Source organism: Flavobacterium myungsuense, from assembly GCF_042677265.1.
Taxonomy (GTDB): Bacteria; Bacteroidota; Bacteroidia; order Flavobacteriales; family Flavobacteriaceae; genus Flavobacterium; species Flavobacterium myungsuense.
Genome location: NZ_JBHTIZ010000046.1, coordinates 109,492 through 133,454 on the forward strand (window position 1 = coordinate 109,492; position 23,963 = coordinate 133,454).

At 31.3% G+C, this 23,963-nt stretch carries 20 protein-coding genes; 8 read left to right on the forward strand and 12 right to left on the reverse strand.

Going from position 1 to position 23,963, the window contains the following annotated elements:
* Positions 1-23 precede the first annotated feature (23 nt).
* From ACFQ0S_RS13175 to ACFQ0S_RS13185, 3 genes are all read left to right on the forward strand, one after another.
* The gene (locus ACFQ0S_RS13175) at positions 24-2,615 is read left to right on the forward strand and encodes a circularly permuted type 2 ATP-grasp protein (RefSeq protein ID WP_379759246.1); all 2,592 of its coding nucleotides are present in this window, start codon (positions 24-26) and stop codon (positions 2,613-2,615) included.
* Complete coding sequence (locus tag ACFQ0S_RS13180; RefSeq protein ID WP_379759243.1) at positions 2,605-3,480, forward strand: transglutaminase family protein; 876 nt, start codon at positions 2,605-2,607, stop codon at positions 3,478-3,480. Before ACFQ0S_RS13175 ends, ACFQ0S_RS13180 begins: the two co-directional genes overlap by 11 nt.
* A gap of 197 nt (positions 3,481-3,677) precedes the next feature.
* Positions 3,678-4,481, forward strand: coding sequence for a protein-glutamine glutaminase family protein (locus ACFQ0S_RS13185; protein ID WP_379759240.1), 804 nt, complete (start codon positions 3,678-3,680; stop codon positions 4,479-4,481).
* A 72-nt stretch (positions 4,482-4,553) separates the two neighbouring features.
* Here ACFQ0S_RS13185 and guaB read toward each other — a convergent pair whose 3' ends face one another.
* From guaB to ACFQ0S_RS13200, 3 genes are all read right to left on the reverse strand, one after another.
* Positions 4,554-6,026, reverse strand: coding sequence for an IMP dehydrogenase (gene guaB / locus ACFQ0S_RS13190; RefSeq protein WP_379759237.1), 1,473 nt, complete (start codon positions 6,024-6,026; stop codon positions 4,554-4,556).
* A 252-nt stretch (positions 6,027-6,278) separates the two neighbouring features.
* A complete protein-coding gene (locus tag ACFQ0S_RS13195) occupies positions 6,279-7,142 on the reverse strand; it encodes a hydroxymethylglutaryl-CoA lyase (RefSeq protein WP_379759234.1) in 864 nt (287 codons plus the stop codon).
* Between the two features lie 28 nt (positions 7,143-7,170).
* Positions 7,171-8,190, reverse strand: a complete 1,020-nt coding sequence (locus tag ACFQ0S_RS13200) for a quinone-dependent dihydroorotate dehydrogenase (protein ID WP_379759231.1) — start codon at positions 8,188-8,190, stop codon at positions 7,171-7,173.
* A gap of 275 nt (positions 8,191-8,465) precedes the next feature.
* On the opposite strand from ACFQ0S_RS13200, the gene ACFQ0S_RS13205 reads away from it, so the two are divergent.
* A complete protein-coding gene (locus tag ACFQ0S_RS13205) occupies positions 8,466-9,026 on the forward strand; it encodes a hypothetical protein (protein ID WP_379759228.1) in 561 nt (186 codons plus the stop codon).
* A 142-nt stretch (positions 9,027-9,168) separates the two neighbouring features.
* Here the strand turns inward: ACFQ0S_RS13205 and ACFQ0S_RS13210 are convergent, their stop codons facing one another.
* The 5 genes from ACFQ0S_RS13210 to ACFQ0S_RS13230 form a co-directional block, all read right to left on the reverse strand.
* Positions 9,169-9,558, reverse strand: a complete 390-nt coding sequence (locus ACFQ0S_RS13210; protein ID WP_379759225.1) for a response regulator — start codon at positions 9,556-9,558, stop codon at positions 9,169-9,171.
* Positions 9,559-9,565: 7 nt separating this feature from the next.
* Positions 9,566-11,701, reverse strand: coding sequence for a PAS domain-containing protein (locus tag ACFQ0S_RS13215; RefSeq protein WP_379759222.1), 2,136 nt, complete (start codon positions 11,699-11,701; stop codon positions 9,566-9,568).
* Positions 11,702-11,748: 47 nt separating this feature from the next.
* Positions 11,749-12,933, reverse strand: a complete 1,185-nt coding sequence (locus tag ACFQ0S_RS13220) for an FIST signal transduction protein (protein ID WP_379759219.1) — start codon at positions 12,931-12,933, stop codon at positions 11,749-11,751.
* Between the two features lie 229 nt (positions 12,934-13,162).
* Positions 13,163-13,555, reverse strand: a complete 393-nt coding sequence (locus ACFQ0S_RS13225; RefSeq protein ID WP_379759216.1) for a response regulator — start codon at positions 13,553-13,555, stop codon at positions 13,163-13,165.
* A gap of 3 nt (positions 13,556-13,558) precedes the next feature.
* Positions 13,559-16,102: a PAS domain S-box protein gene (locus ACFQ0S_RS13230; RefSeq protein WP_379759213.1), complete on the reverse strand. Its 2,544-nt coding sequence runs from the start codon at positions 16,100-16,102 to the stop codon at positions 13,559-13,561.
* Between the two features lie 423 nt (positions 16,103-16,525).
* Here ACFQ0S_RS13230 and ACFQ0S_RS13235 point away from each other — a divergent pair, with 423 nt between their 5' ends.
* Together ACFQ0S_RS13235 and pepT are read left to right on the forward strand one after the other, a co-directional pair.
* Entirely contained in the window at positions 16,526-16,921 is a 396-nt protein-coding gene (locus ACFQ0S_RS13235; RefSeq protein WP_379759210.1) for a hypothetical protein, read from the forward strand.
* Positions 16,922-17,077: 156 nt separating this feature from the next.
* Entirely contained in the window at positions 17,078-18,361 is a 1,284-nt protein-coding gene (gene pepT, locus ACFQ0S_RS13240; protein WP_379759207.1) for a peptidase T, read from the forward strand.
* Between the two features lie 59 nt (positions 18,362-18,420).
* On the opposite strand, the gene yajC is transcribed toward pepT, so the two are convergent.
* The 3 genes from yajC to nusB are packed head-to-tail and all read right to left on the reverse strand — an operon-like array spanning position 18,421 to position 20,164.
* Complete coding sequence (gene yajC / locus ACFQ0S_RS13245) at positions 18,421-18,693, reverse strand: preprotein translocase subunit YajC (protein ID WP_379759204.1); 273 nt, start codon at positions 18,691-18,693, stop codon at positions 18,421-18,423.
* Positions 18,694-18,719: 26 nt separating this feature from the next.
* On the reverse strand, positions 18,720-19,235 hold the full coding sequence (locus ACFQ0S_RS13250) for a DUF1573 domain-containing protein (protein WP_379759201.1): 516 nt from the start codon (positions 19,233-19,235) through the stop codon (positions 18,720-18,722).
* 20 nt (positions 19,236-19,255) lie between these two features.
* The gene (gene nusB / locus ACFQ0S_RS13255; protein WP_379759499.1) at positions 19,256-20,164 is read right to left on the reverse strand and encodes a transcription antitermination factor NusB; all 909 of its coding nucleotides are present in this window, start codon (positions 20,162-20,164) and stop codon (positions 19,256-19,258) included.
* A 239-nt stretch (positions 20,165-20,403) separates the two neighbouring features.
* Between nusB and ACFQ0S_RS13260 the strand changes: the two genes are divergently transcribed.
* Both ACFQ0S_RS13260 and ACFQ0S_RS13265 read left to right on the forward strand, forming a co-directional pair.
* Positions 20,404-22,164: an ABC transporter ATP-binding protein gene (locus tag ACFQ0S_RS13260; RefSeq protein ID WP_379759198.1), complete on the forward strand. Its 1,761-nt coding sequence runs from the start codon at positions 20,404-20,406 to the stop codon at positions 22,162-22,164.
* A gap of 82 nt (positions 22,165-22,246) precedes the next feature.
* A complete protein-coding gene (locus tag ACFQ0S_RS13265; protein ID WP_379759195.1) occupies positions 22,247-22,627 on the forward strand; it encodes a PUR family DNA/RNA-binding protein in 381 nt (126 codons plus the stop codon).
* A gap of 119 nt (positions 22,628-22,746) precedes the next feature.
* On the opposite strand, the gene ACFQ0S_RS13270 is transcribed toward ACFQ0S_RS13265, so the two are convergent.
* Entirely contained in the window at positions 22,747-23,961 is a 1,215-nt protein-coding gene (locus ACFQ0S_RS13270; protein ID WP_379759192.1) for an ATP-grasp domain-containing protein, read from the reverse strand.
* Between the last annotated feature and the right edge of the window lie 2 nt (positions 23,962-23,963).

The window sequence follows — 23,963 nt, forward strand, 5'->3', positions numbered from 1 at the left end:
TGTAAATCATAGAAAAAACAGATATGATTCAAGATATTTCGTTGGGGCTTTTAAATTCATATAAAGAAGCCATCAACTCATATGATGAAGTAATAGACCAAAACGGCGATGTAAAACCCTATTGGAAGAATCTTTTCGATACCCTAGAATCTATAGGTATGGAAAAATTAGAAGTACTGAATCACGAAATTATAAAAAAATTAAAAGAGAATGGTGTAACATATAACGTTTATAACTCTTCCAATGGAATGAATCGGCCTTGGAAATTAGATCCTATCCCGTTTCTTATTCATCAATCAGAATGGGAGACTATTGAAAAAGGAATAAAACAAAGAGCTCATTTATTAGATTTAATTCTGAAAGACCTATACGGCCCTCAACTTTTGATTAAAAATGGAATAATTCCTGCAGAATTGGTTTTTGATAATTCTGGTTTTCTTTTACCTTGTTTTGATATCAAACAAAAACAAAATCACCAACTGCTCTTGTATGCTTGTGATTTAGCCAGAGGTCCAGATGGCAAAATGTGGCTATTAGACAATCGAATTCAATCGCCTTCAGGATCAGGTTATGCTTTAGAAAATAGAATTGTAATGAGTAAGGTGTTTCCTGAACTTAACAAAAATATTTTTAGAAGTAAACTTTCCCCCTATTTCAATCATTTACAAGAAACTGTTGACTCTTTAGGCTCTGTTAATAACGAAAACCCTAATGTTGTTTTCTTAACCCCTGGACCCGGAAATGAAACCTATTTTGAACACGTTTACCTTTCATCCTATTTAGGATACACACTTGTTCAAGGAAATGATTTATTAGTTAGAGATGGCTATGTTTGGCTAAAATCAATAGATCAATTAGAACGAGTTGATGTTATTATTAGAAGAGTTGATGATGAATGGTGTGACCCTTTAGAATTAATAAAGACTTCACTTCTTGGGGTACCTGGTTTACTGCAAGTCATGCGTTTAGGAAATGTTACCGTTTTAAATCCGCCAGGAACTAGTGTTTTAGAGAATTATGGGTTAATGGCATTCATGCAAAATGCGTGCAAATTTTTACTTAACGAACCTTTACTAATAAGCTCAGTGGCAACGTGGTGGTGTGGCCAAAGTAAAGAATTAGATTATGTTTTAAATAATTTACCCAAATTAATCATTAAAAGAACCAATCGCAAACAAGGTTTTAGATCTATTTATGGAAGACTTTTAACTTTTGAAGAATTAATAGATTTAAAAAATTTGATTTTAAAAAGTCCAAAAGATTATGTAGCACAAGAAGAAGTTAGTCTTTCTACAACTCCATCATTAATTGACGGGAAAATAGTTCCAAGATTTGCTGCAATGAGAGCTTTTTTAGTTTCTGACGGAAATAACGATTATAAGGTTATGCAAGGCGGATTAACGAGAAGTTCTGTGATAAAAGACAAGTTTGAGATTTCTAATCAATTCGGAGGTCTATCAAAAGATACTTGGATAATTACAGATGCGCCCAAAGATAACGAACGTTTAATAGTTAGAAAAAACACTACAAATCAACATACAAATTCCTTAACTAGTAGAAACGCTGAAAATCTTTTTTGGTTAGGAAGATTATGCGAACGCACTATGGCATTGCGATGTTTCTTAAAAATTATTCTCAATCGACTTAATGAAAATGTAAATCGAAAAGGAAAAAAACAGCCCGAATTTTTAATCGTTTTGCTCAAATCGCTTACTCATTTAACACAAACGTATCCTGGTTTTGTAGGAAAAGATTCTAAAGATGGTGAAGAAGAAATAAATGACGCTATTTTTGAAAATCCAATACCAGAATTAGTGCTACTTATTAATGACTCTAAAAAAGTAGGTTCAGTAACTTATAATCTTCAATCGTTGTTGAATACCATTAATCAAGTAAGTGAAAAATGGAATCACGATAATCGTAGAATCATTAATTTATTAGAAGATAGTCTCTTTTATTTAAAAAAATCACATTCAAGAAACATAAGCGAGTTTGATCACAGTCTAGATAAATTATACATTAGGCTTTTTTCTTTTTATGGAAATATATTTGAGACACTCCCAAGAGATAATGGGTTCTATTTGTTAGAAGCAGGAAAAAATATTGAACGAATATTATCTTTGATTTCTGTTTTACGCTCTACTTTTAACTTCAAAAATAATGAGGAAGTAGAAAGTGTATTAATGGAAGCAGTTTTAGAAAATCATCATTTGCTTGCACAATACCGAAGCATCTATAAATCACATTTAAGCTTAATAACGGTAATTAACTTGATTTTCTTAGAGAAAAACTTACCTTACACCCTTTCGTATTTATTAGACACATTATCGAATTGTTTGTCAAAACTTCCAAAAACTATTGACCCTAACAGATTAAGTATTGCAGAGAAAACTGTTTTAGAAGCTAGTACAATAATTCAATTGATTGATGCAGAACGATTGGTAATAGCCGATGAAGAAACAAATTTTCGTGCTGAATTTGACAAAACGCTAGAGCAAGTTTTCGAATTGATTTCAACCGCTACAAGCAATCTTACCAGCCAATATTTTAATCATTCTATGATGCAACATTCCTTTTTAGATACCACAGAAAAAATAAATTCTGATGAAATATAAGTTAAGACATCAAACGGTATATACTTATGTAAATCCTGTACATAATTATCAGAGTGTGCTTTGTTTGCAACCTTTAACATTACCCAATCAAATATGTCGTGATTTTAAAATAGAAATTGAACCCACTCCATCAAAAATATATTCAAGAGTAGATTATTTTGGTAATACTCAACATTATTTTTCAATTCATGAACCTCATAAAGTACTAAAAGTTATAGTGACTAGTGAAATAGAAAACACACCTAAAAATACACTGCCCATAAATAATATTAGTTGTCAAGAAGCCAAATTATTGTTTAGTAGCAATCATACTCTAAAGCTGGAACTTTTACAATACCAATTGCCAAGTCAATTCATTGTTTGGGATGAAGAAATCATAAGTTTTGCTAAGACTTGCTTCTCTCCTTCAGCATCATTATATGAAAGTGTTGAACGATTATCAAAAAAGATATATACAGAATTTCAATTTAAATCAGGTTTTACAACTATAAATACTCCATTAAAAACTGTTCTTAAAGAGAAAAAAGGGGTTTGTCAAGATTTTTCTCACTTAGCTATAGCCTGTATTCGTAGTATGGGTTTTGCAGCAAAATATGTGAGCGGTTATATCGAAACATTACCACCGAAAGACAAACCAAAATTACAAGGTTCTGATGCTTCACATGCTTGGATATCTGTATATATTCCAGAAATGGGCTGGTGTGAATTTGACCCTACTAATAATATGATTCCACAACAAAGACATATTGTAACTGCATACGGCAGAGATTTTGCAGATGTATCTCCACTAAAAGGAATCATTTTTAGTTCAGGTGAACATAAAGTAAAGGTAGAGGTTGATGTAATTCCTGTCTTTAATGAATAATCTTTATATTTTAGCTTAAACTAGCTTTCGATTTCTCATAAAAAGTGTAGTTTTGCACCCAATTCTTGTTATACAAGTATTTTCTTTATAAATTTTCCTAAAACTAAAATCCCATTCGCTCTAAACATCCTCTATTATCTGACGGAAAAGCCACCGTTGTAGATCAAAATAAGGCTAATTTATTATTTCAAGAAATCTTGACATTAGAATTGCCTTTTGGTTATCAGCAAGCTAATTGCCATAATCTATCCCATTATATTTGTTTGTATTTTGAATCTAAAAAAATTACAACTTCTAAAATTTGGGCCTTTACACCAGGAATCTATTCTGATACAAGCACAAAACTTATTTCGTTTACTGATAAAAAAAAGTTATCTCCAAACGGAAAAATTGACTGGGGATATCATGTAGCTACAGTATTACATGTAGAAATGGGTAGTAAAATTAAAAAGATGGTATTTGATTTAGGTTTGTTTCCTAACCGAATGGTACATTATAGAGAATGGCTTGCCAAATTAAAAACTCGAAAACTTATTTATCTTATAATGGATTCAGATTGGTATTTGTTTAACTCTACGCTAGTATCCAATTCTCAAAATCAATTTTATCAAGAAAATAATGAAAACTTAGTAAAACCGAATGTGGTATTACCTGAATGGTTTTCTGACAAACTTATTACTGATTTCTTTAAATACGAAGAAGACAGCAAAGACAATCATTGGTTAGAAAAAGGAATTGCTATTAATGCGACAGCTATTCAATTTTATCATACCGAAATAGAACCAATTTTAAATTCAAAAAGTGATTTACTTAATGATTATCGTGATTTAGCAGGTAATGTTTTCAATTTTGAAACTGTTTTTCGTGACAACATGTTCAATTATGAAATGACTAAAGAGTTTCAAAAGAAACACTTTGTAATAATTGAAGAATATCGAAAAATTTATGAAAGTGAATTTGAAAAATGGAAATGGAGAGTATTCAATTTAAACAAAAATTAGTAGAATAAGTTCATAATTGGAATTTAAAAAAGAGTAAGATTTTATGCTTACTCTTTTAATACTCTAATACTTTTATCTCGAATAATTTGGCGCTTCTTTAGTTATGGTTACATTATGAGGATGACTTTCATTGATTCCACTAGCCGTAATGCGAACAAAACGACCTGTTTCTTGTAAAGTAGGAATGTCTTTAGATCCGCAATAGCCCATTCCGGCACGAAGTCCGCCTATGAATTGTTGCATGCTTTCGTTCAATTCTCCTTTATATGGTACACGCCCCACAATTCCTTCAGGAACCAGTTTCTTAACATCGTCTTCTACATCTTGAAAATAACGGTCTTTAGAACCTTCTTGCATGGCTTCAACGGAACCCATTCCTCGATAGGATTTGAATTTTCTGCCTTCAAAAATGATTGTTTCACCAGGTGATTCCATGGTTCCTGCTAATAGGGAACCAAGCATCACACAGTCGGCACCTGCTGCAATTGCCTTAGGAATATCTCCTGTATATCGAATACCACCATCGGCTATTACTGGAACTCCTGTTCCTTTGATGGCTGCAGCCACTTCTAGAACAGCGGAGAATTGGGGAAACCCTACTCCTGCTACAATACGAGTGGTACAAATGGAACCAGGACCGATTCCAACTTTAACTCCATCGGCACCATTTTCTACCAAGAATTTAGCTGCTTCTGGAGTAGCTATATTGCCCACAATAATGTCGATTTTAGGATACTGAGCTTTAATCGCTTTTAGAACATTAACAACACCTTGAGTATGCCCGTGAGCAGTATCAATAATTAAGGCATCTACACCAGAATGAATAAGTGCAGTAGCTCTTTCTAGAGAATCCGCTGTAACGCCAATAGCCGCTGCAACTCTCAAACGTCCGTATACATCTTTGTTAGCAATAGGTTTTTGAGTAAGTTTCGTAATGTCTCTAAAGGTAATTAGGCCTACTAATTTATAATTGGCATTCACTACAGGGAGTTTTTCTATTTTGTTGCCTTGCAAAACTACTTCGGCTTGTTCTAAGGATGTACCTTCGGCTACGGTTACTAAGTTTTCACTTGTCATTACCTCAACAATAGGTCTAGCATTGTTTTTTTCGAAACGTAAATCTCTATTGGTAACAATTCCTTTTAATATTTGATTTTCATCCACAATTGGAATACCGCCAATGCCATATTCTTTCATGGCATTTTTAGCATCGGCTACCGTAGATGTTAGCGGTAAAGTGACTGGATCGATAATCATTCCAGATTCGGCACGTTTTACTTTACGCACTTTAGCAGCTTGTTGCTCGATGGTCATGTTTTTATGCAAAACACCAATTCCTCCTTCTTGAGCCATAGCTATTGCCATCGAACTTTCAGTAACGGTATCCATTGCTGCCGATACTATGGGAACATTAAGTGTAATGTTTCTTGAAAATTTAGATTGAATACTCACTTCTCGCGGAAGTACATTCGAGTAATTAGGAACTAATAGTACATCATCGTAGGTTAAACCTTCTCCGACTATTTTAGTATTGTGTGCGTTCATTGCAATTTGTAGTTGTAGTTAAATTGCGTGCAAATATAGTAAAAAATGTAGTTGGTAAATAGTAATTGGCGTTCGATTTTGAAAATTTAATACTAAATGCTATTTGATTAGCCCAGATGGAAATGAAAATCATTTTATTGAAAAACCCTATTTTTTGTTGGGCTAAAAAAGCGACCAACGGAAGCTCTTTTTAGTGCTTACAAAAAAAGGATTTTTGATAAAAGAATTGGAATGGACAGCTGGAAATTGCTTCTAATGAAACTCCCTAAATAATTTGGTTGCCTGTGTATATGCCTTTTCGAAATGTGTTGGACTTGTATTCGTTTGCTCATTTATGGCAGTAAAAAAAGACAACAATTTTTCTGTAGGCATGTTGCCTGTTAGTGTGTTTGTAGCCATAGGACACCCACCAAAACCTTGAATAGCACCGTCAAAGCGACGGCATCCCGATTTGTAAGCAGCGTCTACTTTTTCAAGCCATTTATTGGGTGTTGTATGCAAATGAGCTCCAAATTCTATTGTTGGATATTTCGGGATTAAATGTGAAAACAAATAGGTAATGACTTCTGGTGTCGAACTTCCCACTGTATCTGAAAGGGAAAGAATTTTAACGCCCATATTCGCTAACTTTTCTGTCCACTCTCCTACTATCTCGACATTCCAAGGGTCGCCGTAGGGATTTCCAAAACCCATTGATAAATATGCTACAACCTCTTTATTGTTTTTATAGGCAATTTCAAGAATCTCCATTAAAGTAATTGTAGATTGCGCTATGGTTTTATGGGTATTACGCATTTGAAAATTTTCGGAAATAGAAAACGGAAAACCTAAATAGTGTATCGCATTTTGTTGGGAGGCCAAAGTTGCTCCTTGCGTATTGGCTATAATTGCCAATAATTTACTAGTTGTCTGTGATACATCTAATTGAGATAAAACCTCTCTAGTATCTTGCATTTGAGGAATGGCTTTAGGAGACACAAAGCTTCCGAAATCTATCGTATCGAAACCAACTTCTAGCAATGATTGAATGTAAGCTACTTTCCTTTGAGTAGGAATAAAGGCTTTTATACCTTGCATGGCATCGCGCGGACATTCAATAATTTTTATTGGTTTCATAAAGGTAAAGATAGCAAAGAATTGGTTTTTATACTCTTTCTACTATTTTTTTGTTTATGGCTTTTACTAAAGCTGGCCCTTCATAAATAAAACCAGTATATAGTTGTATTAAACTCGCTCCAGCATCTAATTTTTCAATGGCATCTTCAGGAGAATGAATGCCTCCTACTCCGATAATAGGGAAGGCTTTATTGCTTTTTTCGGATAAAAATCGGATGACTTCAGTGGAACGTTTGGCTAATGGCTTTCCTGACAAACCTCCAGTTTCTGTTTTATTTTCAGATTGCAACCCCTCTCGTGAAATGGTGGTATTGGTAGCAATTACTCCTGCTATTTTAGTTTGCTTTACAATATCAATGATATCCAGCAACTGATCATCTGTCAAATCGGGAGCAATTTTTAACAGTATGGGTTTTTCTTTTAGTTTTTTTACATTCTTATTTTGCAAGGTTTGCAGCAATTGCGTCAATGGCTCTTTGTCCTGTAATGCTCTAAGATTAGGCGTGTTGGGTGAACTTACATTTACTACAAAATAATCGACATAGTCGTATAAGGCATCGAAACAAATTTCATAATCGGATGTTGCTTCTTCGTTTGGGGTAACTTTATTTTTTCCGATATTACCTCCTATCAAAACACCATTATTGTTTTTTAATCTTTCAACTGCTTTTTGTACCCCTCCATTATTAAAACCCATTCTATTGATGATGGCGGCATCTTCTTTAAGACGAAATAATCTTTTTTTAGGATTTCCCTCTTGCCCTTTTGGGGTTAGAGTTCCAATTTCTATAAATCCGAAACCAAAATTTGACAACTCTTTATATAAGGTTGCATCTTTATCAAAACCTGCCGCAAGACCCACAGGATTTTTAAATTTTAAACCGAAAACTTCCGTTTCTAATCGTTTGTCGTTGACAAGATATATTGCCTGGAATAATGATGAAAAACCTGGAATTTTTGATAAAAAACGTATTAATGAAAAAGTAAAATAGTGCACCTTCTCAGCATCAAACTTGAATAGAATTGGTCGAATAAATAATTTGTACATGGTAGTTGTGTTGTGTATTGCAAAAATAGAATTATCATTTCAATTTTCTTATGATTCATACTAATTTAAAGTAAATATAAATTTTCAGATGCCCATTATATATAGGAAATACTTTTGCTTACATTCAAAAAATAGATTCCTATTCTAGATATTTTGTTAATTTATTCGTATCTTTGAGAGACACTGTCAGTAATTATTTCTGATTTAATAGCTAATTGTCTATTTGCTACTAACCTAATTTTTATGTATTTAATTGACCTAAAAACGCTAAAAAAATGAAAACAATTAAACAATCACTAAGCCTTCTTTGTCTTATATTAGCAATTGACAGCTATTCTCAAGACACACCGACGCCTCTCAAACAAAACAATTTAAACACTACAATAGGACTGGGTTTGGGTCTTGATTATGGTGGAATTGGAGCCAATATTTTGTATTACCCTTTAGATCAAATTGGACTTTTTGGAGGTGTAGGATATGCTTTTGCAGGTGCTGGATTCAATGTAGGTGCCAAATTTAGGTTAAATGCGAAAAAAGAGTCTCCAAAAATTGGTCCTTACCTTATAGGAATGTACGGGTATAATGCGGCTATAGCCGTGAAAAATGCTTCAAAGTTTAACAAACTATTTTACGGCCCAACTTTTGGCTTTGGAGTTGATTTCAAACCTAAAGATAAAGGTAGAAATGGATATTGGTCATTGGCTTTATTGGTGCCTATAAGAAGTTCTGATGTAGACCAATACATCGATGATTTAAAAAATTATGAACGAATTGAATTTGAAAACGAGTTATTTCCAGTAGGATTTTCGATAGGTTATCACATCAAAATTGATTGATTCTAGTTTGAGTTGTAGTTATTGAGTTGCAACTTTTATAATTAGTCATTTGAACATTAAAAAAAACTGAATTGATAACTACAATAGGGAATAGTTATTTTCATCTACTACTAAATGACAACAGCAATTTAATCTAAAACTTTTAATGATTTTCTACAATTCCTTTAATCACTTCTATAGATAAAGGTTTTCCATAATACCCTGTTAGCATAGGGTAGGAAAATGCTTTTTTCATATCTCTATCATTCAGTGAGGAAGTAACAATATAAAGTTTTGTGTGAGCAAAAAGCTCTACAGGGTAATCAGAAAGACCATCTAACAATTCAAAACCATTCATTTCAGGCATACTGATATCTAAGAAAATATAATCAGGTAAAGTTTCGCCAGTGTCGAGTTGGGCTTTTATATATCCTAATGCCATTACACTATCTTTAAATTCTATTACCTCCCCATCTTTATCAATTATCTGTATTGTCCGTTTATGAACAAGGTTGAAAATATGATCGTCATCTATAAGTAAATACTTTTTCATAGGTTAATTATTCATTAGGAATATTAATTGTTATTGTAGTTCCAAGCCCTAATTCAGAGCTTACGAATATCGTTCCATTTAATTTATTAAGTATTTCCTTAGTTATATATAGACCTAAACCCGTTCCTACACTCGTACTTGTTCCTCTATAAAACATTTCAAATATCTTAGGCAAACTTTTAGATGAAATCCCTTCACCATTATCACTCACTTTAATTTCAATGGATTTTTCTAATTGTTTTAAGGAAAAAGTAACAAAACAATCATTACTATTAGATTTTTTATATTTTACTGAATTTCCAATAATGTTTTTAAGTACAGTATTAAGTCTAGATTTATCAGATTTCAATATTGGAGAGCCTTGAATATTCATAGAAAAATCAACATTATCAGGATTGGTATATTTAAGATCGGCAAAGATTTCATGAACCATTTCTTCGACATTAAAGGTCTCCAATTTTACTTCAAGCCTTGCATTCCTTGAATATTCTAATATTTCTTGAATAGTTTCATCCAATCGCAAAACACTATTTTGAATAAGATTGAGATACTCTGTTACATTTTCATTGAACTGTTCAGAGTGAAAAAGTAAAGTTAATATACCTTTTATAGACAAAAGAGGTGCTCTTAAATCATGTGAAACCCTATAAACAAAAGTGTCCAATTCTCCATTGATTTTATTCAACTCCAAATTTTTATTCAAAACATCATTCTGAATTGTTTTCAAATCAGTAACATTTATACCTGAAACTATAATATGTTTTAACTCCTCTTTATCATCAAAATAAGGTAATACATTGTTTAAGACATATCTCGAGTTCCCATCATTTTCTTTTTTAATTTCCTCAAACTGTACCAATCGGTTTTCTGAAACGGAGGTCTTTATAGCATTTAAAATATTGAGTAATCTTTCTTTTTCTGACAAATTATCTTGCGCAATTTGTTCCAACGATTTTCCTTGGCTTTTTATCCAGATGGTATCTTTTAGTAAAAGTTGTTCGTTAGCATAAGATAAAGTATAGTCAGGATTGAAAACAGCAATTTTAGCTGGAGAATGGTTTAAAATAGATTCGTAAAAAAACTTCAAACTACCTAATCTTGCTATGAAATCATTTCTCTCTTGCAAAAACATGGTTTCGGCAGTAATGTCTTTCTGTAAAGAAATAAAATTAATATGATTCCCTTCATCATCAAATACGGGCATTATCTCTATTAAATTGTGATAAGGCAATCCTTCTTTTGTAAAATTAACAATCTTTACTTCAATAGTTTCCTTTCTAGAAAGGGCTTCACTCAATTGGGTGTTTACATCTGAATCTGTATCTTTTCTTTGTAGAAAATCTTTTGGTTTTTTACCAATTACTTCTGCTAGCGTATAGCCTGTTGATTTAGTAAACGAATCGTTTATCCACTCAATTCTTCCCTCTTTATCCGATATAATTACCCCGTTTTTGGTTTTTGTAGCAATTAAGGAAAGTTTCTTTAATTCAATTTCAGATGCGCTGATTTTCTGAATTTGTTGTTCAATTTTTTCACTTCTTTTTCTGTTGGCCATTAGATTTTGAACTTGCTGACCAAAAATGCCAAAAATTGTTTCGTGCTTTGCATCTAACCTTTGATATAAAGGAGCTTTTTTAGATGTAACCATTCCAAATAGAGATATGAAATAACCTAGTTCCTTTTCAAAAAAATGAAAACTAATACCGTCTGAATAAAAATTCATTGATTCATAGTTTTCGAAAATTCGTTTCGTAAATATTTCAGGTATAGAATCTCCAGATTTAACAGCTATTTTTTTGATGTCTTTAGCTATCATTTCAAGATATGAATTGTCAAAATTCTTACCTTCAACATGTATAAATGAATTCTTACCCTCTCCTACATATTCAATATAGAATACTGAGATTTCAATTTCGAGAATGTCAATAATAGTCTCTGCCACTAGTTCAATGAATTCTACTTCTGACAAATTTTTCAAAACGTCTTTGTTGAATTTATTCAGTCTCTTATACAAAACCAATTCATGATCTAATTGATCACGAGTGTTTACAAGCTGTTGCTCAATAGAAGAAAATCGCGATACTCTAAGTTGCAAATCACGATATTCAGTCACTAATTTATCATAATCATTTTGTGTAGTCATAAAAAAAGATTTGGGGGCTTTAATCATTTATTAACTAAAATTTGTTACTATCTGTATAAAATGTACAAAGCAGTGGTATAATTATGAAAAGTATTTTTATTACCCAATCGGGCAAACTCACCAAAACCATACATGCCTAACCATGGCGGGCACTGACCATCACTATAAAATGGATATTGCATTCTATTCACCAATTCTTCTTTAATAATTCTATCAAATAAAAATCGTCCTCTAGCGAGACAATCTGCATGAAAAACAGCAACCGCTTGACTACCATCTAAACGTTCTTTTACACATTCAACCATTAGGTCCATTTCACTAAATATCAATTCTTCGTCTCTTGTTGTAAGCCATAACTCTGTACCTACAGGACATGTTGTGGCATAATAAATTGAATTACCCTCATGCTTAGTTACTACCCTAAGAATGTGATTATTGCCATATTCAGCCGCTAATTCCGGAGAAAGTTTTTCACCCAAAGCACCAATTGGAATAGAATCTCCACACGAAGCATTACTAGGCAAGCCTAACCTGTTTATATATTCTTGCCATGCAGGCTTTCCGTTGAGCTCTTCTATAATGTGACCTTTAGATTTGGTAACTATCAAAGGTTCGCCAATAGCCACAAAACCGTGAGTAGCTTGTGTGTCTATCTTCAAAGTAGGGTCGGAAAATCCAATCGCATAGGCGCCATGCTCCATTACTATATCATCTACTGCTTGAAAATTGATAAAGCCTTTCATATTATCTGAAGATGTCGCCCCAAATATTGTAATTTCAGAACCAAATACCTCTTCAAAAGCTGCTATGCAGCGGTCATTATCAATATCAATTCCTGAGGCCAAAAAGTATATCATATTGATTCCTTTTTGTTGTTCTTTTAGAGACTTTGCCATCTCTAAACATTTATCATAGGAATTGTGTCCGTAAATTTCATTTGTATTTGCTAAGGCAAATTCTTTTCCTTTAATACCCATCAAGGCTATATCCTTCATTGACTCGCTAACACCTTCTCTGCCCACAACCCCACAACAAGAGGCAGCAACAATTCTTGCATTAGGAGCCATCAATTTGGCCTGTTGTATTATTTCTGAAAAATCATGCCCTATTGAGGCATGAAATATTAAAAGATCTGATTCCATATAGGTATTGCCCATAGCAATTTCCATACATTCCATTACGCCTCTTTTTGTGTTTATTGATCGTGTTGTTGATGAATAGAATTCTAACATGTTTTTAGTATTTAATGATTAATATTATTTCTTGACTATTTTTAATAAAATAATCAATGCTTTTTATAATATATAATAAAATTAATAGAGTGATTTTAGTCAAAACTATTAAAAAAAATTAAACATTTTTTTTAATAATTTATTGATTTTTATTTATTGCGCTTTTAATTCTTTATTTATGTTTTTCTTTTGTAAAATATAATAATTTATATTTTCTATACAGGTATCATCAAGGAATAATTAATTCAATATCTTTTTTAGACAAAGGTTTACTCAAATATTTTTTCACATCAGAATTAGAGATACAATTGTTTTTATCCTCTGGATTCAATGAAGAAGTAACGATATAAATAGTACTGCTAAATTTTAACTCTTCTTTTAAATAATGAAATTCTGCTAGGAATTCCCATCCGTCCATAATGGGCATATTCAAATCTAAAAGAATAATAACATGATCTTCTTTATCATTTGTTTCCTTCATGTTAGTCAACATATCTATAGCTTGTTTTCCATTAAGGCAAGTCTCGATTTTATCTTTGTCAAAAAATGATTGCAAAAGTCTCTTATGAAAATAATTAACTGTTAAATCATCATCAACCAATAGTATTTTACTTATATTCATAGTTTAGATTTTTTTATCAATAGTGAAATAAAATGTAGATCCCTTTTTTGGGGTTGAGTTTACCCAAATTTCACCATTATGAATTTCTATAATTTTTTTACAATGAGACAACCCAATCCCATAACCTTTGTAGTCATTAATATTATTTAATCGCTTGAACATAATAAAAATTTGTTCAAAATGTTTTTCATCTATACCAATACCATTATCTTTAACACTGAACAACCACTTTTGTTGTGTCTCTTTAACTGATAATATTATCTTAGGTTTTATCGCTTTCTTTTTAAATTTTATGGCATTACTAATTAAATTTTGAAGCAATGATCTAAAAAAAACAGGATAACAATTGATAATGGGGAGTTTAATGTAACTTATTGAAGCTCTTGTTTCTAATATGCTAGCATGTAAATCATCTAATACCTCTACCATTAAATCATTTAAATCGCAGGTGAGCGTCTCTTTATTTTTTACAATACGATTGTATTCTAATAATCCTGAAATTAAGGCTCTCATCCTGCCAGCCGAATTACTAATGAATTCTAAGAATAATTTTCCTTCATCATCGAGTTTGTCTTCATAGTCATCTTTAAGTAAATTGGAATACCCAATTAATGTTAACAAAGGTTCTTGCAAATCGTGTGACGTTATGAAATTGAATTGCTCCAGTTCTCTATTTTGTTTGACTAATAATTCATTTTGAAACCGAATTTGTTTTTCTTTGACTTTTCTAGTACTTATATCTCTAACAAAAACAATAAATTTAGTTTTAAACCCCTGATCCTCAAGAGAAACTATTGTTAAATCTATAGAGATTTCATTATTCTTTTTTGTGACTGCGTTAAATTCAAAAGTTTTCTTTGTCTCAAATTGTACACTATTTTTATTAAAGTAATCGCGGATGTCATAATTGACATTTTCAATTTTTGGGAAAATAATTAGGGATAAATTATTTCCCATCACTTCACTAGCTTTCCAACCAAATATATTTTCGGCCTCAGGATTCCAATAGGTAACAGTCCAATTATTATCAATCATTACGACACCATCTAAAGCTGATTTAAGAATTAATTCATTTTCATATTGACTTTGGTCTAATATTTTTTGAAGATTTTTTAACTCAGAAACATTTACTCCATAGCCTATCATATTGGTAAACTCACCTTCCATATAAATGGGATAAAATCTTCGCAAAACGGATATTTTCTTTCCATCTCTATTAATTTCATCAATCCAATCTACTTGTTTTTTTGTTTCTTTAGCTTGATTAAAATACCCTCTTCTAATATTGGCTATTGAGGTATCTAGCCCTTTCATTTCGCAATAGTCAAAATCATTTCTTCCAATTAGCCAGTTTCGAGTGGTATCATCAGAAATAGCTTGAGGATTTATAAACAAATAATTATGATCTTTATCAAAATAAGCTATATCTGCAGGAATATTATACAAAATACTATCATTGAAAAATCTTTTTTTACTTATCTCAGCTTCTTCTTTCTTTCGTTCAGTAATGTTTTGTACAATTCCATTGAATGTTATTTCATCATCCTTTATTATAGGAATGGCATTGGCGTCGAACCAAATTATTTCTCCACTAGTCAATTCAAATCTACCGGTAAATTTAAATTCTTGAACATACGAAATAGCCTTGTTTTTAGCCTCAACAAACGAATCAAAATCCTCTGGATGTAATACTAAATTAGTGTCCCATTTTGATTGATACGTGAGTAATTCAAAACCAAAAATTTCCTGAAAAGATTCACTTACATATTCAAAATAGCTTTCCTTGTCTGGAGTAACATGTAACTGAAAAAAAGCCGCAGGAAAGTTTTTATGCAAAAAATCAATTTCATTATGCTGCTCCTTTATGATTTTATTATCAGATACTTTTTTGGTAATATCATTATAAATTAGAAGATAAAAACAACGGGTTTCATAAATCTTTTTTCGGATCTCAGCTTGATAAAATTTATTATTTTTATTGAAAGTAAATTTAATTGTTTTATGAAGTGATAATGAATTGATGTTTTCTTTCCAATTGTCCTTACTTATAAAATAATCAAATAATTCCCATACTTCTAATCTTTTTCGATTTGTATTGGCTATTTCTAATAAATTTTTTGCTTTTTTATTTGTAAATTGAAGTTTTCCATTTGCATCAAATACTAAGACTCCTTCTTTTATAGTATCGATAAAATCCTCAAATACATTATATTTTTGTTGGATTACATACTGTTTTTTTTCTGTGAATTTATTTTGATTTGTTTTTTGAAGAAATAGTAAATAAAATTCATTTTGGTCTTTATAATTAACCGTTTCTATATCTATAGCAACAGGATGCCCTTTTTTATCATTTAAAATTTGATTTTTTTTAGGATTTTGAAGATCAAAAAAAGGAAATAATAAAGAAATATTATTGATATTCTCCGGTATATTAATTTCGTAAAACAGGCCGTTTGTATTCTTATTTCTAAAAATAATTTTACCGCTACTGTCTGAAACTATAGTTGGTATAGGCGAATGTTCAAACAGATTAAAATCAGTTTTCATTTTTAAAGAAGATTTGGGAGTGAATCTATATCTATTTTAAAGTTACACATTACAAAGTATATCTAAATTATTTTTAGTTCAAAAACCCAAAAGTGTAGACAGAAACACTTTTTATGTAGACTAACGGTTTATTATATATGTTTGTTTTTCTTGAAAGTGTTTAAGTTATTCGAAGCTTTTGCTAATTTCAACCAAAAATAGAATGAGCATATAATATAATTCTTTTCATCGACATGTATTTTATGGAAATTCTGTTGTAAAAAGTTATCATTCATCTCTGTTTTAAAATTTTTATTCTGCTGATTATTAAAATTATAAACTTAAAAATAGTTCATAAGTAAAATGAATTTAGATGCTGTAATTCACTATCTTTTTGTAAATTTATAGGAACGAACGGAATCTTTAATTTAATTTTTTGAAGTCATGAAAAATTGGAAAAAACAAACCGGAGTTTGGATTGATGCTTCTGAAGCAATCATTGTAACGCTTTTTGATGGAGGTGAAAATGTAACTGAAATTAAATCAGGGATTGAAAACATAATTTATCAAGATGACAAAATCAATAAAGTAACGCATCGCCATCAATTTGAACAACAAAATAATAATCAATTTGACCATTTTCTATCTGACGTTATGTCCCAAGTTAAAGAATCAGATGAACTTTTTATTTTTGGCCCTTCTGAAACTAAAACCCAGTTGCAACGAAAAATATACGATGAACATTTTATAGATTATAGAAAACTAATAGATGTTCAAACCACTACTAAAATGACTCCTACTGAAATCCTTGCAAGTGTTAGGGAGTTTTATAAAAACTAAAATCCTTTTTCTTAATTTGACTGTAATAATAAGATAGCTAAAACTTTAGAATTTGAATTCAAGAAACTTTAAAAAATAATTATAGGCCAATTCATTCGTTGTTTATAGCAATAACTAATTATATATTTGTGATTCTATTCAACTACATACAAAAACATGCAACATATAATCGACCGCTTTATAAACTATGTCACTGTAGATACAGAATCTGATCCATATTCAGAAACAACTCCTAGCACCAAAAAACAATTAGTTTTAGCCAATATATTAGTAAAAGAACTCAAAGCTATTGGAATGACCGACGTCACGAAAGACAAAAACGGCTATGTCATGGCAACTTTACCTAGTAACATTGACTACGAAGTGCCTACAGTTGGATTTATTTCGCATTACGATACTTCGCCTGATTTTACAGGTGCAAATGTAAAACCACAAGTTATATCAAATTATGATGGTGGAGATATTCTTCTGAATGCAGAACATAACATTATTTTATCACCCAACTATTTCAAGGATTTATTGCAATACAAAGGGCAAACTCTAATCACTACAGATGGCACTACACTTCTTGGTGCCGACGACAAAGCAGGATTGACTGAGATTGTTACCGCAATGGAATACATGATTAAAAACCCTGATATCAAACACGGAAAAATAAGAGTTGGTTTTACCCCCGATGAAGAAATTGGTCGAGGAGCTGATTTGTTTGATGTAGAAAAGTTTGGAGCGGAATGGGGGTATACTATGGACGGAAGCCAAATAGGCGAATTAGAATATGAAAATTTTAATGCAGCTGGAGCCAAAATAACATTCAAAGGAAAAAGTGTACATCCCGGTTATGCAAAAGACAAAATGATTAATTCGATGCTGATTGCCAATGATTTCATAAATGAACTTCCTAAGAAAGAAATTCCTCAAGAAACAAAAGGCTATGAAGGCTTTTTTCATGTACATCATTTAAGTGGAAGTATTGAAGAAACTGTTTTGGAATTGATTATTAGAGATCATAATGCTAAGAAGTTCAAAAAAAGGAAAGAATTAATTCATGATATTACCAAAAAAATAAACAAAAAATTTGCCAAACAATTTGGTGACGATATTGTCATTACTGAAATAAAAGACCAGTATTACAACATGAAAGAAAAAGTTGAACCTGTATTATTTATTGTAAATCTTGCCGAAAAAGCCATGAAAGATTTAGGTATCAAACCTATCATAAAACCCATTCGAGGAGGAACTGATGGTTCTAGATTATCCTATATGGGATTGCCTTGCCCAAATATTTTTGCTGGTGGACATAATTTTCATGGTAAATACGAATATGTTCCTGTTGAAAGTATGCAAAAAGCCATTGATGTGATTATAAAAATTGCTGAATTAACAGCAACTACTGATTTCTCGATTAAAGCAATTGGCAAAAAGCAAAAAAAGAAGAAATAACGATTTACTAAATAAAAAATGCCTCCAAATTGGAGGCATTTTTAATAAAATTGATTTGATTATTTTTTGTTCAATTCTGCAGTCATTTCCATAGAAATAGCAGAGCGCTCTATTTTTAATTTTCCTGACATTGTTTCTATAACTACAGTCGTTGTTGCTAGTTCTGAAACTTTACCATGAAAACCACTTTTTGTAATGATTCTATCGCCTACTTTTAAATCAGCTTCGAATTGTTTTTCTTGTTTTGCCTTTTTTTGTTGCGGTCTAATCATAAAAAAATAAATGACTACGAACATCAAGATAAAGGGTGCGAATTGTTGAATTTGTTCCATACGTTTTAATGTGAAGTTAGTCCAGATTATTTTCTGGGTTTTGATTGAATTAAAGATTTAATTGTTAGAATTTCATTTCCTTCTAAAGTGTTGGTAGTAAGCGATACCGTTTTCATTTGTTTTCCGTTTTTTCCAGCCGAATTAAATGAAACTACAATTTTAGCCGATTTTCCCGGTGCTATAGGCTCTTTAGGATATTCAGGAACTGTGCAACCACATGACCCAACAGCCTTAGAAATAACTAAATTTGATTCGCCAGTATTTTTAAAATTGAAAACAGTTTCTACTTTTTCTCCCTGTACTATATTTCCAAAATCATGTTCTTTTGTTTTAAAAGTCATTACCGGATATTTCCCGTCTACTGGAACAATTTTAGAAGTTATTGCTTCTTCTGTTTGATTTTCTTTGGCTTTCTGAGCTTCTTTTTCTTTCGCTTTAAGTGCTAGTGCCGTTCCAAAATGAGTTTGTGTAGCTTCTTCTTTTTTACAAGAAAAAATTATCAGGATAAAGAATAGAAAAAATGAAAGTACAATTTTTTTCATCATCGGGTAATTTGATTACACTACATTAAACCTCTTCCAGTTTTTTGAATTTTATTATTTGCTTGAAATTCCTTAACTAAATTGTCTAAAATTCCGTTGATAAAAATACTACTTTTAGGAGTAGAATATTCTTTAGCCACTTCTAAATATTCGTTAATAGTTACTTTTAAAGGAATAGATGGAAATTTCAAAAACTCGCAAATAGCCATTTTTAAAATAATAGTGTCAATTTCGGCAATACGTTCAGTATCCCAATTAGGCGTTTTATCTAGGTATTCCTTTGCTAAGTCTACTTCGTTTAAAACAGTTTTCCGAAATAAATTAGACACAAACTCCTTATCTTCAGTGTCTTTATATAATTTTGGCACTTTAAAACTATCGTTGGCTGATTTTAGAGCACCCAATTGTTTAATTATTTGAGTATTTACTAACGGAATATCATCAACCCACGTTAGCTTATTGTCCTCTAAATAATCGTATAATTTATCGTTAGTGGCAATAATATCTGTAAAAACGGCTAAAACAAATTCCTTGTCTTCTAAGAACGATGTAGTTTTGGTAGACATGTATTTTTTGTACAAACTGCTTTCCTTAATAGCCGACAAAAGCAACAAAATATAATCGTCATTCAACGACCAATTGTTAATTTTTCGGTCTTCTAAAGCAATACTTAACGAATTATTTTCGGCAAGCATTTTGAAAATAGCGTTATTTACAAATTTTTTATTGGGATTTCGTTCTTCTGAAGTAGCAAGATGTTTCTTTGATGATTTTTCTAAAAAAACAAGTTCTTTTTTAGCAATTTCAATCAAAGAAGAAAGCATAACCAAATATAAATCTTGAATATTTTCGATACTAAACAGCAAGAATTTTTCTTCTTTTTCTAAACTGTCAGAACCATTTTGATGCATTGCATATATGGTTTGCATCACTTTAACACGGATATGTCTTCTATTTAACACTAGGTAAGAACTTTTTATAAAAATTAGAATTCGAAATAAAAACTTTCGCAGTGCAAAAATAACAATAATATTGAAACCCGAAATTATTTAGCCCTTTCTTTTCTCGTTAATATCGTCTTAAATATGAGCCAAAGTTAATATCGTCCATCTCATTATTGCTTTTAAACCCCTATATTTGCTATTGAAAAATTGGCAGGAATCTTAGCATGAAAGAATTAAACTATTTAAACAAATACTTTGTCAAATACAAATACAGCTTTTTAATTGGCATTGTAACCACAATTGTAGCTCAAATTTTTTCACTATTTACTCCCAAATTAATCAGTAAATCGTTTCAAGCCATTGAAAGTCATGTAAAACAATCGGCTGTCGATTCGGCTCTTATTCAAAAAGAACTGATACATAACATTCTTCTAATAATTGCCACTACAATAATTGCAGGTTTTCTCACTTTTTTGATGCGACAAACCTTAATTGTAATGTCACGTCATATTGAATTCGATTTAAAAAATGAAGTTTTTCGTCAGTATGAAAATCTCTCCCAAAATTTCTATAAGCAAAACCGAACAGGTGATTTGATGAATCGCATTAGCGAAGATGTTGGAAAAGTTCGCATGTATGTAGGCCCAGCGGTTATGTATACCATAAATACCTTTATTCGCTTTGCTATAGTCATCATTTATATGTATGACGTTTCGCCAAGATTAACTTTATATACGTTGCTGCCATTGCCCATTTTATCGTATGCAATTTTCAAATTAAGCTCAGAAATCAATAAACGAAGTACTATTTTTCAGCAATACCTTTCTAAAATTTCGAGTTTTACCCAAGAGATTTTTTCTGGAATTAGAGTGATAAAAGCCTATTCGTTAGAAAACCAGCATCAAAATAATTTAGAGGAATTATCAAAAGAGAGCAAGGCCAAGAGTATGAATTTGGCAAAAGTGCAATCATTGTTTGGTCCATTAATGCTCGCTTTAATTGGCGTAAGCAACTTAGTGGTGATTTATTTTGGCGGTATGATGTATATTAACGGAAGTATAAAAAGCATTGGTACCATTGCCGAATTTATTTTGTATGTAAACATGCTTACATGGCCAGTAGCTTCGTTGGGTTGGATATCGTCATTGGTTCAAGAAGCTGAAGCATCACAAAAACGTATTAATGAATTTTTAAAAATACAACCCGATATTCAAAACAATCATCCTGAAAAGTCAATTATTGAAGGGACAATAGAGTTTAAAAACGTATCATTTACGTATGATGACACCCAGATACAGGCACTTAAAAACATTAATTTTACTGTAAATAAAGATGAAACTTTAGCCATTTTAGGTAAAACAGGTTCCGGAAAATCGAGTATTGTTTCGCTAATTAGTCGATTGTATGATACTACTCAAGGAGAAATTTTAGTAGACGGAAATCCTATTCATCAAGTAAATTTATTCGATTTAAGAAACAGTATAGGAATAGTGCCGCAGGATGCCTTTTTGTTTTCAGATACTATAAAAAATAATATCAAGTTTGGTAAAGAAAGTGCTCTTGATAGTGAAGTTATAGATGCTGCCAAGAAAGCAGCAGTTCATGACAATATTATCCATTTTAATTTGCAATACGAAACCATTTTAGGCGAACGTGGCATAACCCTTTCTGGCGGACAAAAGCAACGCGTTTCTATTGCAAGAGCCATAATTAAAGACGCTCCTATTTTATTGTTAGACGATTGTCTTTCGGCAGTAGATACCGAAACCGAAGAAACCATCCTAAATAATTTACTGGAATTTTGCAAAAACAAAACCACAATTATTATCAGTCATCGAGTATCATCGGCAAAAAATGCCGATAAAATTATTATTCTTGATGAAGGAACAATCATAGAACAAGGCACTCATAATCAATTAATAAACCAAGAAGGATACTACGCCGCTTTGTATTTAAAACAACTTTCAGAAAAAGAATTAACCTAAATGTTGTTTTGTAAATGTTTTTTTACCATTTTTGAAAAGGAATTAAATGTAAACAAAAAGTAAATAAATTGATAGAAGGATTATGAGAGAAAATGATATGTTAGAAAAAGAAGAGATTTTTTCTAAAGTTTTAAGAGCCGGTAGACGAACCTATTTCTTTGATGTAAGAGCTACTAAAGCAGACGATTATTACATAACTATTACTGAAAGTAAAAAATTTACTGAGGAAGACGGTTCTTTTCACTTCAAAAAACACAAAATTTACTTGTATAAAGAGGATTTTACAGCTTTTTCAGAAATTCTAGAAGATATGACTGCTTATGTTTTAAATCACAAAGGTGAAGAAGTAATTTCTGAAAGACATCAAAAAGATTTCAAGAAAGAATATAATAATGATATTGCAGAAGACGAAAGTCCAAAATTAGACAAAAGCTTCACAGATATTGAGTTTGATGACATTTAATCATCAAAAAAATTAGACTACTAAGGTCTGAAAGTCATTTGATTTTCAGACCTTTTTTTATGGAATTTTTAGTTGATCTAATATCTCGTCCAAAATTATGTTGACTAAATTTTAAACTATTAATGTAATTTTTTTACTTCATTCTGAGTCCCAATGGTAGCAAAATTTTTTACAAATCTATCTGCATAATCATCCAATAATTCTAAAACTCTTTCGTGTTTATAAGATTTTACAATTAAACCCGCATGATAATCTAAAGACACTCTAAAACAAATTTCATCATCTGAAAAAGAAGATAAATCAGGATGTTGGTATTTTGACAAGGTTAAAACAATTCCGGCATATTCATTTTTTATCTCAGGTAGTTTATACTCAATTTCTTTTACTAAAGCATTTTCTATTGCTGCCCATTCTGCCCAAAGATTTATATTTGAAGCTGATGCAATCATATCTGCAATATGAGCTCCACCAACACGTGAAGAAGTTTCTAGAAAATAAATCTTTCCGTCTTCCTTACATTTTATATATTCTGAGTGCGCTGTACCGTGTTTTAAACCAAAATCCTTAATCACCTGCTCGTTTACTTTTTTTATAGCCCTATCATCAGGAGAATCATAAGGAATATTGGCACTTCTAAAAATACCACCGTCTTGAGAAATTTCCATTGGTGTTGCCAAATATTTAGAGGTAATGCTAAAAATAATTTTACCGTCTAAAATCAAACTATCACAATGGTACACATCGCCAGGACGAAATTGTTCTACTAAATATTTAAAGCGATTGTTTCCTAATTCATTAATATGCATCCACAAACTATCTTTATCATATACCTTTATAATTCCTAAAGCCGAAGCCTCAGATCGAGGTTTTAATACCCAAGGAGATGCAACTGTATCGGCAAAAATATTAATATCAAAATCATTAAATAAAGAACAAAAACTTGGATTAGAAATACCACAACTTTTGGCTCTCATTCTCATAGCTAGCTTATCTCTAAAATAACGACCAGTTGTTTGACCCATACCATCTATTCGAAGATTTTCACGCAAATAAGTAGCTTTCTCTACATCAAAATCATCAAGTGCAACAATCGCGTCTATTTTATGATTTCTCATTAAATTTCCAACCCCTAGCAATAAATGTTCCAAGTTCCAGTCTGTATCGTGCCCTTCCATAAAAAAAATCTCATCAATATATTCAACTGGCCATGATTTATCTCGGAGCTTTTCTGAAGTTACTAAGAAAACTTTATTTCCTAATTTCTTTAAATTAATTAAAAAATCGACACCCTTAAAATAATTAGAAATACAAACAAATGTTTTAGGATTATTCATGA

What these genes read in the sequence shown, in the direction of transcription:
- pepT (WP_379759207.1), top strand. Translation starts at nt 17,078, where the DNA reads ATGCAACATATAATCGACCGCTTTATAAACTATGTCACTGTAGATACA.
- ACFQ0S_RS13265 (WP_379759195.1), top strand. Translation starts at nt 22,247, where the DNA reads ATGAGAGAAAATGATATGTTAGAAAAAGAAGAGATTTTTTCTAAAGTT.
- yajC (WP_379759204.1), bottom strand. Translation starts at nt 18,693, where the DNA reads ATGGAACAAATTCAACAATTCGCACCCTTTATCTTGATGTTCGTAGTC.
- nusB (WP_379759499.1), bottom strand. Translation starts at nt 20,164, where the DNA reads ATGCAAACCATATATGCAATGCATCAAAATGGTTCTGACAGTTTAGAA.
- ACFQ0S_RS13210 (WP_379759225.1), bottom strand. Translation starts at nt 9,558, where the DNA reads ATGAAAAAGTATTTACTTATAGATGACGATCATATTTTCAACCTTGTT.
- ACFQ0S_RS13225 (WP_379759216.1), bottom strand. Translation starts at nt 13,555, where the DNA reads ATGAATATAAGTAAAATACTATTGGTTGATGATGATTTAACAGTTAAT.
- ACFQ0S_RS13180 (WP_379759243.1), top strand. Translation starts at nt 2,605, where the DNA reads ATGAAATATAAGTTAAGACATCAAACGGTATATACTTATGTAAATCCT.
- ACFQ0S_RS13270 (WP_379759192.1), bottom strand. Translation starts at nt 23,961, where the DNA reads ATGAATAATCCTAAAACATTTGTTTGTATTTCTAATTATTTTAAGGGT.
- ACFQ0S_RS13205 (WP_379759228.1), top strand. Translation starts at nt 8,466, where the DNA reads ATGAAAACAATTAAACAATCACTAAGCCTTCTTTGTCTTATATTAGCA.
- ACFQ0S_RS13195 (WP_379759234.1), bottom strand. Translation starts at nt 7,142, where the DNA reads ATGAAACCAATAAAAATTATTGAATGTCCGCGCGATGCCATGCAAGGT.
- ACFQ0S_RS13220 (WP_379759219.1), bottom strand. Translation starts at nt 12,933, where the DNA reads ATGTTAGAATTCTATTCATCAACAACACGATCAATAAACACAAAAAGA.
- ACFQ0S_RS13200 (WP_379759231.1), bottom strand. Translation starts at nt 8,190, where the DNA reads ATGTACAAATTATTTATTCGACCAATTCTATTCAAGTTTGATGCTGAG.
- guaB (WP_379759237.1), bottom strand. Translation starts at nt 6,026, where the DNA reads ATGAACGCACACAATACTAAAATAGTCGGAGAAGGTTTAACCTACGAT.
- ACFQ0S_RS13235 (WP_379759210.1), top strand. Translation starts at nt 16,526, where the DNA reads ATGAAAAATTGGAAAAAACAAACCGGAGTTTGGATTGATGCTTCTGAA.
- ACFQ0S_RS13215 (WP_379759222.1), bottom strand. Translation starts at nt 11,701, where the DNA reads ATGACTACACAAAATGATTATGATAAATTAGTGACTGAATATCGTGAT.
- ACFQ0S_RS13230 (WP_379759213.1), bottom strand. Translation starts at nt 16,102, where the DNA reads ATGAAAACTGATTTTAATCTGTTTGAACATTCGCCTATACCAACTATA.
- ACFQ0S_RS13250 (WP_379759201.1), bottom strand. Translation starts at nt 19,235, where the DNA reads ATGAAAAAAATTGTACTTTCATTTTTTCTATTCTTTATCCTGATAATT.
- ACFQ0S_RS13260 (WP_379759198.1), top strand. Translation starts at nt 20,404, where the DNA reads ATGAAAGAATTAAACTATTTAAACAAATACTTTGTCAAATACAAATAC.
- ACFQ0S_RS13175 (WP_379759246.1), top strand. Translation starts at nt 24, where the DNA reads ATGATTCAAGATATTTCGTTGGGGCTTTTAAATTCATATAAAGAAGCC.